This is a genomic window from Micromonospora sp. CPCC 206061 (assembly GCF_036906915.1).
Classification (GTDB): domain Bacteria; phylum Actinomycetota; class Actinomycetes; order Mycobacteriales; family Micromonosporaceae; genus Phytohabitans.
Map to the genome: position 1 here is coordinate 79309 of NZ_JBAKHX010000016.1, position 15157 is coordinate 94465.

Here is a 15157-nt window from a genome sequence, read left to right on the forward strand (position 1 = left end):
ATCTCACCCCTTGATGGCGCCGAGAACGGGACATCTAGCGGGTGCCGGTCACCTTCCAGATCCGGCCGTTCGCCTTGGCCAGCAGGTACAGCTCACCCGCCCGGTCGATGCCGAGCCGCAGGTCGACCCGGGCGTCTCCGGCCAGCGCGGCCATCGACGTCTCGGCGCCCGCGGCGGTGATGATGCGTAGCTGGTAGAGCGGCGCCAGCCCGCTGCCGCGGACCATCTCGGCCTCGTTGGTGTAGAAGACGCGGCCGTCGACGATGTCGCCGAACACGTACTTGCCACGGAGGGCCGGTAGGGCGCTGCCGCGATAGACGAAACCGCCCACGATCGCCTTGCCGGCGTCATCGCCGCACGGGATGTTGGCCGCGTTGTGGTCGTAAGCCGCAACGGGGTAGTCGTAGCCGAAGCGCGCGTCGTCGGCCGGAAGCGAGTAGAGGTTGCACCGTTCTTGCCGGTCGAAGACCCACGAGCCTTCCCGCTCGCTCCAGCCGAGGTTGTCGCCGGCCCGCAGGTCGTATACGCCCTCGATGTCGTGCTCGCCGATGTGCCCCAGGAACATCCGTCGCGTGCCCGCGGTGTCCCAGCTGAACCGGTGCGGGTCGCGCATGCCCAGCGCGTAGATCTCGCCCAGCGCGCCGCTGTTGCCGGTGAAGGGATTCCCCGGCGGGATGCCGTACCGGCCGTTGCGGCTGTTCGTACCCCGCGGGTCGATCCGCAGGATCTTGCCGTGCGGCACGTTGAGCTGTTGCGGCACGGTCGAGGAGCTGCCGCGTCCGCCGTCGCCGACCGCTACGTACAGCAGGCCGTAGTCGCCGCTGCCCGTGGTCGCGTTGGGGTTGAAGTCGATCTGCTGGATCGCGTGGATGTAGGTGCCGAATCCGATCCGCAGCAACGTCCGGCGCGTGCCGCTGAACGACACGGCCGCCGGGTCGGTCGCCGTCCACTCGGTCAGCACGCTGTGAATGACCGCACCGGACTGGGTCCAATCCGGCGCGATCGAGCTGAGCGCACCCAGCGCCTCGGTGTGCGTGGTGTAGAAGCGGCCGTTGGCGGCGAACTCGGGGTGGAAGGCCACGAAACCGAAGCCGCTTCCCAAGCCGCGTCCGGAGAAGAAGTTCGCGCCGACCGTCGCGGCCACGTCGAGATACACGCTTGGTGTGCCGCCGGTGGATGGCAACGTGTACAGCTTGCCGTTGAGGTCCGGTGTGAACAGCCGGTTCGAGCCTGGGACCTGCCCGAGGAAGTTGATTCGGGCGGTGCGCACCAGCCGCTGGTCGGTCGGCGCGGGCACCGGGTTGGACGCCGGGAACTGTGCGAACTGGGTCACGACCAGGCCCAGATCGGACCGGATCGGCTCCTGCGGGATCGGATCTGCGATCGGCGTGCGGGGCGGCACGGAGCCCGTGGGTGACACGGTCGGGGAAGGGGTGGGGGAAGGTGAGCTCGGCAGACCATCGTCATAGGACAATGAGTCGATGTTGGCCAGGCCGCGCCGCGTCGTCGCGGCGAGGCGCACCACGTTCGCCCCGGCCGATAGGGAAGTGGTCAGCGTCTGGGTGCGCCACGTCGACCAGCCACGGGTGGTGGGAAACTGCAGAGTGTCCCGCGCGATGCCGTTGACCGTCACCGTCGCCGGATGATTGGCGAAGCTGCCGTTGGCGTACCGGAAGACGAGAGTGCGGGTGCCCGCGGCGGGCGGACGCACTGTGAACTCGATGGCGGCGCTGGCGGTGTTGGCGCTGTCGACGTACCCGGTGCCGGTGAAGCCCGGGTAGTCGTTCTCCACGACGCCGTTGATGATCGTGGCCTGCTCCGCCTCGTGCCGCACCTCGGCGGCCGCGGCCCGGGGATGGTCGGGTGCTACCACGAGGGCGGCCAGGACGAGGGCCCCCATGCCTATCCCGATCGATGTGCGAACCGACGGCTTCATCTTGCCTCCAGAACGTCGTGGCGGCGTTCGATCGCCGCGGCCGCCATGAGCACGCGACCGAGTATGGGCACTGCGAGCGCTACCAGTATGAAACGTTTCAGCATCGCACCGGATTGCTCGTCGACGAGGTTGCCCGGTAACTCAGATGTGCCCGACAGTGTCGCTGTCGGGCGACTCACTGTCAATCGATGATCTTCGACCCTGATGTTAAGTCAAGTGTTAAATCAAGTAGAGACACATCGATTGACAGTTGGACGTGCGACCGTAACACTGTCTGATGCACGCCTGATCAGGTTGGAGCGCTCACAATCGATCAGGGCGACGGCTGAGCAGGTCAACCGGGCATCCTGTGTCAGCGTTCGCCTCGATCCCAGCGACCGGCTGTGAGCGCTCCCAATGCTCGACCTGCCTGCGGCGCGGTAAGACCGGGCCTTCAGCGCCGCGGGCGCGGCTGCGACCACTCAGAGAGGACATTGTGAACCCAAGAGCGTGGAGGCGGATCGCGGTCGCAGCCGCGGCTGTCGTCGCGGCGGTCGCTTTCGCTGTCGTGGTTCGCCCGGCGCTGGCGGCCGACAACCCGTACCAGCGCGGTCCGGACCCGACCGCGGCCAGCGTGTCAGCCAACCGGGGCACGTTCGCCACCGCACAAGTCAACGTGCCGGCCGGCAACGGCTTCGGTGGCGGAGTCGTCTACTACCCGACGGACACTACACAGGGAACCTTCGGCGCCGTAGCGATCGTGCCCGGCTACACCGCGACGTGGGCCGCTGAGGGGGCCTGGATGGGGCCATGGCTGGCATCGTTCGGGTTCGTGGTGATCGGGATCGATACCAACGGTCGCGAGGACTGGGACACCGCCCGCGGCACGCAGCTGCTGGCCGCGTTGGACTATCTGACGCAGCGCAGTTCGGTGCGGGACCGGGTGGACGCGAGCCGGACCGCGGTGATGGGCCACTCGATGGGTGGTGGCGGGGCCATGTCCGCCGCGCTGCGGCGTCCGTCGCTGAAGGCCGCGGTCGGGTTGGCGCCGTTCAGCCCGTCGCAGAACCTGAACAACCTGCGGGTGCCGACGATGCTTCTGGCGGGGCAGAACGATGGCACCACCACCCCGGCGAGCATCCTGAACCACTACAACGCGATCCCGTCCGGGACGGAGAAGGCGTACCTGGAGCTGAGCGGCGCCGGTCATGGTTTCCCGACGTCGAACAATCCGACGATGATGCGCAACGTCATCCCCTGGTTGAAGATCTTCATCGACAGCGACACCCGCTACACCCAGTTCCTGTGCCCGCTGTCCAACTCCAGCGGCATCCGGGCATACCAGAGCTCCTGCCCACTGGTGCCCTCCGCACCGCCGACTACGCCACCGGTCACGACTTCGCCGGTGACGACTCCGCCCGTCACGCCGACGACACCGGCACCGGGTGGCGCGTGCAGCGCGAGCTACCGCACCACCAACTCGTGGCCCGGCGGCTACCAGGGCGAGGTAACCGTGATCGCGGGCGGCTCCGCGATCAGCGGATGGACGGTCGGCTGGACCCTCAGCGGCGGCCAAACCATCAACCAGGTGTGGAACGGCACGCTGAGCACCAGCGGCACCGCCGTGTCCGTTCGCAACGCCTCCTACAACGGCGCGCTGGCGGCGTCCGGCTCAACCACGTTCGGCTTCATCGGCGGCGGCACGTCCGTCACCCCAACCCTCACCTGCACCAGCCCGTAACGGGCCGACCAACATCTGACTCTGGAGACCATCATGCCTTTACGTAGACGGCGCCTCGCGCTGCTCTCCGCCGGCGCCGCGGTGACGGTGGCCGCGGCCGGCGTCATCACGGCAACGGTAGCCACCGCGGCAGCCACCCGCTACGAGGCCGAGAGCGCACCGGCCACATGCGACGGTACGATCGATTCCAACCACGCCGGCTTCTCCGGCAGCGGGTTCTGCAACGGCACCAACGCGGTGGGTGCGGCGGCACAGTTCACGGTGACCGCGGCCGCGGCCGGCGCAGCGACCATCGCCATCCGGTATGCCAACGGCACGACCGACAACCGGTCGGCCGATGTGGCTGTCAACGGCTCGGTGGCGCAGGCCGGGAGTGCGTTCGAGGGCACCGGGGCCTGGACGACGTGGGCCACGAAGACGCTGACCGCATCGCTGAACGCGGGGAGCAACACGATCCGGTTGAGCCCGACCACCGCCAACGGCTTGGCCAACATCGACTACGTCGACGTCGAGGTGGGTGACACACCACCCACGAGCCCGCCGCCCAGCTCACCGGCGCCGGGGTCCGGCAAGCAGATGGAGGACCTGAACCGGGGTCTGATCAGCGTGCGTTCCGGGTCGGGCAACCTGGTGTCGTGGCGGCTGTTCGGGTACGAGTCCCAGTCGACCGGCTTCAACGTGTACCGCGGCTCGACGAAGGTGAACTCGTCGCCGATCACCAACTCCACCAACTACCTGGACTCCGGTGCGGCGGCCGACGCGTCGTACACCGTGCGGGCCGTCGTCGACGGGGTGGAGCAGGAGGCGTCGGAGGCGTCACTGCGGTTCGCCGGCGGCAACTACCTGGACGTGCCGATCTCCCGGCCGGGCAGCAGCTACACCGCCGGCGACGCCAGCGTGGGTGACGCGGACGGCGACGGCCAGTACGAGATCTTCCTCAAGTGGGATCCCTCCAATCAGAAGGACCCTGCCCAGGACGGGGTCACCAGCAACGTCTACATCGACGCCTACCGGCTCAATGGCACCCGGCTGTGGCGCATCGACATGGGCCCCAACATCCGGGCCGGGGCGCACTACACCCAGTTCCAGGTGTACGACTACGACGGCGACGGCCGTGCCGAGATGGCGGTGCGGACCTCCGACGGGACCCGCTCCGGGACCGGTCAGGTGATCGGTAACGCCAGCGCCGTGCACCGCAACTCGGCCGGGCATGTCAACGCCGGACCGGAGTTCTTGACGATGTTCGACGGCCTTACCGGTGCGGTGCGCTCGACGGTGACCTTCGAACCGGTCCGGGGCAACATCGCCGACTGGGGCGACACCAAGGGCAACCGCGGTAACCGGTTCCTGGCCGGGACCGCCTACCTCGACGGTCAGCGGCCCAGTGTCATCATGAGCCGCGGCGTCTACGAAAGGACCGCGATCGCGGCCTACGACTTCCGCAACGGTCAACTGTCACTGCGGTGGAAGTTCGACTCCCGCACCGCCGGTAGCCAGTGGGCAGGCAAGGGGGCGCACTCGCTGTCGATCGCCGACGTCGACCGCAACGGCACCGACGAGATCGTCTTCGGTGCTATGGTCATCAACTCCAACGGCACCGGCCGCCACTCCACCAGCTTCTACGGCCACGGTGACGCGCTGCACGTCAGTGACTTCGTGCCCAGCCGGACCGGCCAGGAAATCTGGATGATCCACGAGGCGGCCCAAAGCCCGGCGGCGACCCTGCGCGACGCCAACACCGGCGCGGTCATCATGCAGAAGAACAACACCTGCAACTGCGAGGGCCCGGCCCGTGGTGTGGCCGGTGACATCTACGCCGGCAACGCCGGCGGCGAGTTCTGGGGCAGCGGGACCGGACTGGGCAACCTGTTCAACGCCTCCGGTGGCTCGGTGGGTCGCAACCCCAGCAGCAACAACTTCCTCGCCTGGTGGGACGGCGACCCGGTCCGGGAACTGCTCAACGGCAACTACGTCGACAAGTACGGCACCGGCGGCGACAGCCGCCTCATGACCGGCTCCGGTGCCCACTCCGTCAACGGCACCAAATCCACTCCGTCGCTGTCGGGTGACCTGTTCGGCGACTGGCGCGAAGAGATCATCCTTCCGCGTGACGACAACAACGCCCTGCGCATCTACTCCACCCCCACCCAGACCGACCGGCGCATCTACACCCTGATGCACGACGCCCAGTACCGCGTCGCGATCGCCTGGCAGAACACCACCTACAACCAGCCGCCGCACCCGAGCTTCTTCCTCGGCAACGGCATGAGCACCCCACCTCAACCCAACATCCACGTCCGCTGACATCCCGATCGTCGAGCGCGCCGGCCGTCCAGCCGGCGCGCTCGACTCACTACATCTACGAATGCGGGAAGACGATGAAGTGGTCAGGCAAGATCTTGATGGTCGCGGGCGTGGCGACGGTGCTGTCCGGGACGGCAGTCGTGCTCAGCCTCGGCGCGCACGCCGCGACCAACAGGTACGAAGCGGAGACGGCACCCGCCGCGTGTGACGGTTGGGTCGCCTCGAACCACACCGGCTACTCCGGAAGCGGCTTCTGCGATAGCTCCAACGCCCTTGGCGCCACGGTCCAGTTCACCGCGAACGTTCCCGCCGCGGGCACCGCGACCCTGGCCATCCGGTACGCGAACGGCACGACCGCGAACCGGCCGGCCGACGTCGCGGTCAACGGTAGCGTCGTGCAGGCCGGGCTCGGGTTGGAAAGCACCGGTGCATGGAGCACGTGGGCGACCAAGACCCTGACAGTGGCACTGGCCGCGGGCAACAACACCGTGCGGCTCGCCGCGACGACCGCTGGCGGGCTTGCGAACATCGACTACCTGGAGGTCACCACGACCGACGGTGGCAGCCCCAGCCCGACCACGCCCAGCCCGACCCCGTCCAACAGTTCGATAATGCAGGGCGCGGACGTATCCACCCTGCAGCGCGCCGCCGACCTCGGAACGAGGTTCTACTACCCGAACGGCACCCAGGGCGACCCGCTGGACATCCTGACGAGCGTCGGCGTGAACTACGTGCGGCTGCGGATCTGGAACAACCCGCGCAGCGGCTACAACAACAAGGACAAGGTGCTGCAGTACGCCCGGGCGGTGAAGGCCAAGGGCCTGCGGCTGATGGTCGACTTCCACTACTCCGACACCTGGGCCGACCCCGGCAAGCAGTACAAGCCGGCGGCGTGGGCCAGCCACGGCATCAGCCAGCTGCAGACGGATGTCTACAACTACACCTACGACGTGTGCAACAGCCTGAAGGCGCAGGGGACAACGCCGGACAGTGTGCAGATCGGGAACGAGATCAACACCGGCATGCTCTGGGAGGACGGCCGGGTGACCAACAACAACTTCAACAACCTGGGGTTGTTGCTTAAGGCCGGCTACAACGCCACCAAGGCGTGCAACGGCGGAACCCAGGTGATCATCCACACGGCGCGGGTGGAGAGCGGTGCCCGTTGGTTCTATGACGGCATCCGTGCCCAGGGCGTGCAGTGGGACATCACCGCCCTGTCGTACTACTGCATGTGGCACGGCAGCATGTCCAACATGGCCAATGTGGTGTCCGACATGCGGTCCCGGTACGGCAAGCCGGTCATCATCGCCGAGACGGCGTACCCGTACACGACCGCCAACGCTGACAGCACCGCGAATGTCGTCACCAGCGGCTGCTCGGGCTACGCGATCTCACAGGCGGGGCAGCAGGCCAACTTCGCCGCGGTACAAAACACCGCCCGCAACGCCGGCGCCATCGGCATCTTCTACTGGGAGCCCACCTGGTACGCGGTGCCCGGCAACGGTTGGAATCCAACCGACATCAACAACTCCGGCAACGAGTGGGACAACATGGCCGTCTTCGACCGGAACGGCCGCCTCAACCCCAATATCCGGTGGCTTCCCTGACCACCTGACCTCGACGGTGTGCCCGACAGCGCGTGAGCGATCAACGCGTCGTCGGGCTCGCCGTCGCACACCGCATCCATCAACCAAGGGCTGAGCCACCAGCTCATGAACACTTTGAGAGGGAGGCACCAAGGTGAAAGTCAAGCCATTCATCGCTGGTCTCAGCCTGCTGGTCGGCACAGGAGTAATCGTCGTGTCGACCGCCGGCACCGGGTCGGCGGCGGCGACGCGCTACGAGGCGGAGAGCGCACCGGCGACGTGCGCCGGCCTGATCGAGTCCAACCACGCGGGCTTTTCCGGTAGTGGGTTCTGTAACGGCGACAACCAGGTGGGAGCGGCGGCGCAGTTCACGTTGACCGCGTCCGCCGCCGGCACGGCCACCGTCGGCGTCCGGTACGCCAACGGCACCGCCACCAACCGGCCAGCCGACGTGGTCGTCAACGGCACCGTCGCGCACGCCGCCGCCGCGTTCGACCCCACCGGCGGGTGGACGAGCTGGATCACAAGGACACTCACCGTACCGGTGAACAGCGGCACCAACACGATCCGGTTGAGTCCGACCACCACCAACGGATTGCCCAACGTGGACTACCTGGACTTCGAGGCCGGTGCCGCGCCCACCGCGTCACCCACCGCGTCGGCCTCCCCACCGCCCGGCCGGCCGCCGGAGTGCACCGGGAACTCGCCGATCACCTGCCGCTTCGCCGTCTCGCCGGGCAACTACACGGTCACCGCGTGGATCGGTGACCGTGCCTCCGCAGGCAACACCTCGGTGTCCGTGGAGGCGCGTCGACGGCTCCTGCCGGCGGTGAGCACCGCGGCCGGCACGATCACCCCGTACGTGTTCACCGTCAACGTTCGGCAACCGGAGGGCCAGCCGACCGGACAGGGCGGCAACGGCAACCCCGGGTTGGACGTCACCTTCGCCGGGTCCGCCCCGAAGCTGTCCGGCCTGACGGTCCAGGCGGCGAGCAATCCGCTGGTCGTCTACCTGGCCGGCGACTCCACGGTGTGCGACCAGATGACCGCCCCGTACACCGGCTGGGGACAGATCCTGCCGACCCACGTGTCGGCCGGCGCGAGCATCGCCAACTACTCGGACTCGGGGGAGAGCTCCGGCAGCTTCTTGAACAACTCCGCGTTGTTCCCCGCGATGAGGCCGCGGATCAAGACCAACGACCTCGTACTGATCCAGTTCGGACACAACGACAAGCAGACGACGGCAGCGGCCTTCCGCGGCAACCTGACCTCCATGATCAACCAGGTGCGTGACAGGGGTGGCGTCCCCGTCCTGGTCACCCCACCGGTACGGCGGCAATTCAGCGGCAGCCAATTGAACGGTACCGCGCTGCACGTCAACGGCGTCGGCGTCGACCTGCCGGCTGAGATGCGCCGCCTCGGATCCTCGCTCAACGTGCCTGTGATCGATCTGACCGCAAAGAGCGAAGCGCTCGTGGAGTCGCTCGGCGTAACCAACTCGGCCGCCCTCTACCTGCGCTCATCGGTGGACGGGGTCACCGACAACACACACTTCTCCGAGTACGGCGCCGGCCGGATGGCCGACCTGGTCGTGCAGGGAATCCGTGAACGCAACCTTCCCCTGGTGGGCTACCTGCGCTGACACACCAGCCAGGACACGGATTCACGACGGATCGCCCGATCGAGGCCGGGGGGGCGCAAATCCGCCCCCCGGCCCCTGTACGACTACGGAGACAACCCATGAGACTCAAGTCCTCTGTCCTCAGCAGCACACTGCTCGTCGCCGCGGTAATGGCGCTGACCGGCAATCCCGCGGTGGCGGCCCCGGTCCGGTACGAGGCCGAGACGGCGCCGGCGACGTGCGCCGGCACGGTCGACTCCAACCACGCCGGCTATTCCGGGAGCGGGTTCTGCAACGCTGACAACGCGGTCGGCGCGGCGGCGCAGTTCACCGTGACCGCGTCCGCGGCCGGAACGGCGACGCTGGGCGTACGCTTCGCCAACGGCACCACCACGGCCCGGCCCGCGGACGCCGTCGTCAACGGCTCCCGCATCACGACGACGTCGTTCGAAGGCACCGGCGCCTGGACCACCTGGGTGACCAAGACGCTCACCGTGTCGCTGAACGCGGGCAGCAACACGATCCGGTTCAGCCCGACCACGGCGAACGGCCTGGCGAACATCGACTCCCTCGATGTCGATGCGACCGGCGGCTCCACCGGGGGCAACGGCCGGCCGAACGACTCGAACATCCAGTACTACGGCCGGTGGAACACATCGGATTCGGCCTACTACGCGATGGGCTGGGCCGGCGGCTATCTCGACGCCCAGTTCACCGGAAGCTCCATCGGAGTGCGCCAGCGGAACGCCATCGACCTGTACTACTCCATCGACCGGGGGCCGCTGCAGTGGCGTCGTAACGTATCCGGGAACGTCACCCTCGCCACCGGCCTGTCGGGTGGCTCGCACACCATCCGGATCGGCTACCGCGAGCGGGCCGGCTCGTACAACGGCGACCCGGTCTTCGGCGGGCTCATCCTTGCCAGCGGAGCGCAGACCATGCCCCTCGGCAGGCCGACGAACCTCATCGAGTTCATCGGTGACTCGATCACTGTGGGCCAGCCCAACGCCAACCGTCCCTTCACCGCCTACCCGTGGCTTTCGGCCGAGGCCCTCGGCGCCGGCCACACCCAGGTCGCCCAAGGCGGTGCATGCCTCGTCAGCCGCGACTGCTACGGCATGATGGACTGGTTCCGCCGCTCCTCGGCATGGGCCACCTACGACGACTGGAACTTCGCGACCTACCAAGCGAACGCCGTCGTGATCAACCTTGGCACCAACGACATCGGTCACGGCGTCTCGACCACGCAGTTCCAGCAGGGCTACATCGTCATGCTGGAACGCCTCCGTCAGGCGTACCCCAACGCTGAGATCTTCGCGATGGGCGTGTTCCGCAACCGATACGTGCCCGAGACCCGCAACGCCGTGGCGACACGCAACGCAGCCGGCGACACGAGGGTCCACTTCGTCGACACCGCGGGCTGGATCACCGCGGCGGACACGACCGACAACGTCCACCCGTCCGACGCCGGCCACGCGAAGATCGCGCAACGGCTGCGGCCGATCCTCGACCAGTACCTCTGAAGGACACGAGGAGAGCCATGAAGCGTCGACTGATCATCGCGGGCGCGGTCCTGACAAGCGCTTTGACCGTCGTGTACGCCACCATCGCGGTGGCCGCCGAGATCCGGTACGAGGCCGAGACGGCGCCGGCGACGTGTGCCGGCACGATCGACTCCAACCACGCCGGCTATTCCGGGAGCGGGTTCTGCAACGCTGACAACGCGGTCGGCGCGGCGGCGCAGTTCACCGTGACCGCGTCCGCGGCCGGAACGGCGACGCTGGGCGTACGCTTCGCCAACGGCACCACCACCGCGCGGCCCGCCGACGTCCTCGTGAACGGCACAGCACCACAGGCGATCTCCTTCGAACCTACCGGTGCGTGGACGACATGGGTCACCAAGACGGTGACCGTGCCGGTGAGCTCGGGCGCCAACACCATCCGATTCAGCCCGACCACCGCCGGCGGACTGCCCAACGTCGACTACCTCGAAGTGACGACGAGCGGCCCGACGCCAAGCCCGACGCCATGCGCACCGCCCTCGCCCACTCCGTCCTCTTCGCCGGGCCGGGTCACGGTCTGGTTGGCGGGAGACTCCACCATGGCCAACCCCTCCGGCGGAGCAGCCTGCCCAGCGGGTTGGGGCGGTCAGTTCGCCCAGTACTTCAACAGCAACGTCACCGTGCGGAACAGCGCCATGGGTGGGCGAAGCATCCAGACGTGGCTCTACGATCCCAACGTCAGCAGCACCAAGAACGCGGCCGGGGAGTGCGTCATCAACCCGGTCACGTACTCCGCGCGCTGGCAGGCCATGCTCGACTCGGCGAGCGGCATGAAACCCGGCGACTACCTGCTCATCCAGTTCGGGATCAACGACGGGACCGCCGCCTGTCCCCGCCACGTCGGGTCCGCGCGATATCAGCAGCTGCTCGGGATGATGGCCAGCGCGGCGAAGGCGCGGGGAGCCCACCCCATCTTCCTGACACCCGTGGCGGCGATCAGGTGCTCAGGCGGCACGGCGGTGGGCAACCGCGGGTTCATCACCGAGACGAACTCGGCCGGCGGCGCGAACGCCGTACCCGTCATAGACCTGCACCGGCTGAGCTACACGCTCTACAACGCGCTTCGTCTGTGCCCCTTCAACGGCGACTACAACTCGGGGCCGGTAGGCGCCTTCTTCTGCAACGATCACACCCATTTCGAGCAGGCCGGCGCCCGACAGATCGCCGGCGTTGTCGCCAAAGCAATCCGTGACCAACAAATCCCGCTAGCCACGTACCTGAAGTAGTCGAGAAAACCGGCTGCGGCGCGTCGAGCGCCGCAGCCGGCCGGAGACGCCCGCAAAGCGACTCAGGGCAGGCGGTGGTACAGGTCTCGGGCGCGGATGGTGTAGATGTCGCCGGGCACCCACGGGTCGTAGTTGTGCCGGACGAAGTACAGGCGGTCCAGTGACGGTGAAACCGACGGGTGGTACTCGTCGAGTGCCGTGTTGACGGTGGGGCCGAGATTGCGCGGGGTGGACCATGACCCGAGTGTCGCGGCCGAGTACCAGAGGTCCCCGGCGCCGTACCCGCCGGCGCGGTTGAGGCCGGTGAACACCAGCAGCGGTCCGACCACCACCGGGTTGAACTCCCAGCCGTCGGTGTTCACCGGGGCACCGAGGTTTTCGGCCGGACCGTACCGGCCGTCGCGCCCGGGGCGGGATCGGTAGATGTCCCATCCGCCCAGCCCGCCCGCGCGGTCGCTGGCGAAATACAGGGTGCCGTCGGCGGTGACCGTGGGGTACAGCTCGTCGGCCGGGCCGTTGACGGCGGCGCCGAGGTGTTGCGGCTCGCCCCAACGGCCGTCTCGCCGCTTCTCGACCATCCACAGGTCGGCGTCGGTGCGTGGTTGGCCGTCGACGGGACGGATCGACGACCAGAACAGCCGCCGTCCGTCAGCGGTGATGAACGGGTCGATGTCTGGGTACTGGCCGGAGAACGACGCGGTGTGCGGCGCCGACCAGCCGCTGTTGGTGGTCCGCGACACCAGGATGGTGGCCTGGCGGGAAACGGGGAAGAAGTCGGCGCTGCGTGCGAAGTAGGCGCTCCGGCCGTCGGGCGTGAAGCTGATCCGCCACTCCTCCTGATCGGAGGAGATCACGCCGGGTGCGAGGATGGTGGCCTCTGTACCGGCGGTGGCGGGCGTACCGGCGGCGAGCACCGACAGCCCGGTAGCGATCGCGATCAACCAATGTCTCATGCGCGGAGGCTACGGCGGCGCCGCCCGGGGAACCGCCGACGATGGGACGAACGGGCGGATCGGATGGACGGACGGGAGCATCAGCGGGACAGGCCCAGCGCGGACCTGACCGGATCGCGAAACCGCCGCCCGGTGATGAGCGCCGCCCCAGTGGTCAGCCGCAACATCAGCTCGCCGTGGTCGAGCGTCTCGATCTCCCGCACCCGGTCCAGCCGGACGACCAGCGATCGGTGCACCTGGAGGAAGTCCGCGGGATCCAGGCGGGCCACAAGGCCGGTGAGCGTCTGACGGAGCAGGTAGGACTGGGCACCGGCGTACACCCGCACGTAGTTACCCTCGGCCCGCAGGTAGTCGATCTCGTCGGCGTCGACGAGCCGGATCCGCCGGCCCACGTCGACCGGCAGGCGCCGCAGCGGTGCGGGCGGGGCGGTGAGCGCGGCCAGTTGGGACGCCGCCCGGTCCAGCGCCGTCCACAGCCGCTCCCGTGCGAACGGCTTCACCAGGTAGTCGACCGCCCGTACATCAAAGGCACGCGCCGCGTGCTGGCTGAACGCGGTCACGAAGATCACTGCCGGTGCGTGGTCACCGCGCAGTTCATCGAGTACGTCGAAGCCGTCGCCCTCCGGCATCCGGATATCCAGAAGAACAAGGCTGGGGTGGGTCTGCCGGATGGCGGCAACCGCGGCGGACGCGGTGCCCGCCTCACCGGAGACCGCCACGTCGGGACGGTCACGCAGCAGAGCCCGAAGACGCCTCCGCGCCGGCGGTTCGTCGTCGACGATCAGCGTACGCATCATCGCTCTTCCCCCGTACGGTAAGGCACGGTCATGGTCACGGCGACCCCGCCGCCGTCACGCGCGACGACGGTGAACTCGTGCCGCGCGCCGTACAACTGCTCGAGCCGCACCCTTGTATTGGCCAACCCGAGTCCAGTCGATGGCGGACCACCCGGGGGAAGCCCTACGCCGTCATCCTCGATCGCAATCCGCAGCTTTCCGGCCCGACGGCCGGCAGTCACGCGCAGCTCTCCCGCTCTCGCCCGCGGCCACAGACCATGCCGAACCGCGTTTTCCACCAGCGGTTGCAGGAGCAGCGGCGGTACGAGCGCATCCGAGGCGTCCGGCTCGATCCGCCAGGAAACCCGCAGCCGGTCTTCGAACCGGGTCTGCTCGATGTCCAAATAGGACGAGGTGGTGGCGATCTCCTCGTGCAGCGGCACCTCGAGCCGGCCGTCGCTGTCCAGCGAGCGGCGCAGCAAACCGCCCAGGCCGCTGATCATCCGGTCCGCCTTCTCCGGATCGTCCGGCACCAGTGCGGCGATCGTGTTGAGCGTGTTGAACAGGAAGTGCGGTTGGAGCTGAGCGCGCAGCGCGTTGAGTTCGGCGCGGGCGAGCTGTCGCTCGCGCAGGCGGTGCACACGGGCGTAGTACACGGCGTGCGCGGCGGCGACGATCAGGCAGTACGTGAACGCGTCGAGCTGAATGTTTCGCACCAAGAGGTCGTCGAACGTGGGTGTGCTCAGGTACCAGCCCACCATTGGGTTGAGCGCGATCACCGCGACCGCCCGGCCAGCCAGCGCCACAATCAACCCGCCCAGCTGCGGCAGTGCCGCTCGCGGCCCGGCGCCGATCGGAAACCGATGCGCCAGCCACAGCGCCAGCAGTGTGAACGGCACCCACGGCAGCGCCAGGGCCAGCTCGCCCGGCAGCAGACACACCGGCTCGGCCACCGCGCCGTTTCCGCGTAACACCTCAGCGGCCCGCACGGCGTTGACCCATGCGTAGGCGGACCACCACCCGACCGCCGCCCCGGTCCACAGTAGATAAGGCATCGATCAGGCTAACAGCCCGCGCCGGTAAACTGGCCCCTCGAGGAGCGGCCGGCGGGCGACCTCCCGGTTGGACGAGCCCTCGGCTACATGTCGCAGCGCGCGGCGACAGGCACCGCGCACCCCCAAGGGAAAGTCGCGCACCCCCAAGGGAAAGTCGCACCCCCAAGGGAAAGTCGCACCCCCAAAGGGAAACAAGTCTATTGTCGCCGGCCGGCGGTCAGTCGATTATTGGCGCAGGTGCCGCGATTTTCGGAACAGGAAAAGGATCCCGCTAACCGGGGCGTGGCGGAACCCCCAAAACTCCTCGACCGCTTCCGTTGCGGCTTGAACCGGGCTGTCCGAGCGCCTTTCTGATCCTGTCCGTAATCAGCATCGTCCGAGATGGACTGATATGCCGCTGCAGCGTCGGCACGTG

Annotated in this window: 10 protein-coding genes; 6 read left to right on the plus strand and 4 right to left on the minus strand. The window is 68.1% G+C overall.

Annotated features, from left to right (window positions below):
• Positions 1–34 precede the first annotated feature (34 nt).
• Positions 35–1900, minus strand: a complete 1866-nt coding sequence (locus tag V6V89_RS14515; RefSeq protein WP_334619620.1) for a PQQ-dependent sugar dehydrogenase — start codon at positions 1898–1900, stop codon at positions 35–37.
• Positions 1901–2411: 511 nt separating this feature from the next.
• Here V6V89_RS14515 and V6V89_RS14520 point away from each other — a divergent pair.
• The 6 genes from V6V89_RS14520 to V6V89_RS14545 all read left to right on the plus strand — a co-directional run bounded on the left by V6V89_RS14520 (position 2412) and on the right by V6V89_RS14545 (position 11958).
• Positions 2412–3656, plus strand: a complete 1245-nt coding sequence (locus V6V89_RS14520) for a poly(ethylene terephthalate) hydrolase family protein (RefSeq protein ID WP_334619621.1) — start codon at positions 2412–2414, stop codon at positions 3654–3656.
• A gap of 33 nt (positions 3657–3689) precedes the next feature.
• The gene (locus tag V6V89_RS14525) at positions 3690–5960 is read left to right on the plus strand and encodes a rhamnogalacturonan lyase family protein (protein WP_334619622.1); all 2271 of its coding nucleotides are present in this window, start codon (positions 3690–3692) and stop codon (positions 5958–5960) included.
• Between the two features lie 110 nt (positions 5961–6070).
• Positions 6071–7570, plus strand: coding sequence for a glycosyl hydrolase 53 family protein (locus V6V89_RS14530; RefSeq protein ID WP_334619623.1), 1500 nt, complete (start codon positions 6071–6073; stop codon positions 7568–7570).
• A 133-nt stretch (positions 7571–7703) separates the two neighbouring features.
• The gene (locus V6V89_RS14535; protein ID WP_334619624.1) at positions 7704–9191 is read left to right on the plus strand and encodes a GDSL-type esterase/lipase family protein; all 1488 of its coding nucleotides are present in this window, start codon (positions 7704–7706) and stop codon (positions 9189–9191) included.
• A 98-nt stretch (positions 9192–9289) separates the two neighbouring features.
• Positions 9290–10693 (plus strand): GDSL-type esterase/lipase family protein, encoded by a 1404-nt coding sequence (locus V6V89_RS14540; RefSeq protein ID WP_334619625.1) that lies wholly within the window; start codon positions 9290–9292, stop codon positions 10691–10693.
• Between the two features lie 17 nt (positions 10694–10710).
• Positions 10711–11958 (plus strand): carbohydrate-binding protein, encoded by a 1248-nt coding sequence (locus V6V89_RS14545; RefSeq protein ID WP_334619626.1) that lies wholly within the window; start codon positions 10711–10713, stop codon positions 11956–11958.
• 62 nt (positions 11959–12020) lie between these two features.
• Here V6V89_RS14545 and V6V89_RS14550 read toward each other — a convergent pair whose 3' ends face one another.
• The 3 genes from V6V89_RS14550 to V6V89_RS14560 all read right to left on the minus strand — a co-directional run bounded on the left by V6V89_RS14550 (position 12021) and on the right by V6V89_RS14560 (position 14742).
• Positions 12021–12911, minus strand: coding sequence for a hypothetical protein (locus V6V89_RS14550; protein ID WP_334619627.1), 891 nt, complete (start codon positions 12909–12911; stop codon positions 12021–12023).
• Positions 12912–12991: 80 nt separating this feature from the next.
• On the minus strand, positions 12992–13705 hold the full coding sequence (locus V6V89_RS14555; RefSeq protein WP_334619628.1) for a LytR/AlgR family response regulator transcription factor: 714 nt from the start codon (positions 13703–13705) through the stop codon (positions 12992–12994).
• Positions 13705–14742, minus strand: a complete 1038-nt coding sequence (locus V6V89_RS14560) for a sensor histidine kinase (RefSeq protein ID WP_334619629.1) — start codon at positions 14740–14742, stop codon at positions 13705–13707. Before V6V89_RS14560 ends, V6V89_RS14555 begins: the two co-directional genes overlap by 1 nt.
• Positions 14743–15157 lie beyond the last annotated feature (415 nt).